1 pseudogene is annotated in these 584 nt (G+C 48.8%); it reads right to left on the minus strand.

What is annotated here, in order from left to right:
• Nucleotides 1-584 (minus strand): annotated as a pseudogene (locus R7Q48_RS29335) (urocanate hydratase); the annotation flags it as partial.

The raw sequence follows: 584 nt of genomic DNA on the forward strand, positions 1-584 counted from the left end.
CATCAGCATGACGCATTACACCTGTTGCAGGGTCGTTATGCAATACGCGAGCAATGCGTTGAGCAGCATCGTCACTACCGTCACAACAAATGACCATACCCGAGTGTTGGGAGAAGCCCATACCTACGCCACCACCGTGATGAAGTGATACCCATGTTGCGCCACCAGCCGTGTTCAATAATGCGTTTAATAGTGGCCAGTCTGATACTGCGTCAGAGCCGTCCATCATGCCTTCTGTTTCTCGGTTCGGGCTTGCTACAGAGCCTGAATCTAAGTGATCGCGACCAATAACGATAGGAGCTTTCAGCTCACCATTTTTCACCATTTCGTTGAACGCTTGACCAAGGCGCTCACGATCTTTCAAACCTACCCAACAAATGCGAGCCGGAAGACCTTGGAACTGAATACGCTCACGCGCCATATCTAACCAGTTATGCAGATGTGGGTTGTCAGGAATCAACTCTTTTACTTTTTGGTCGGTTTTGTAAATGTCTTCTGGATCACCAGATAGAGCTGCCCAACGGAAAGGCCCAATGCCTTCACAGAATAAAGGACGAATATAAGCAGGAACGAAGCCTGGGAAA

It is taken from the genome of Vibrio sp. 378, assembly GCF_033339435.1.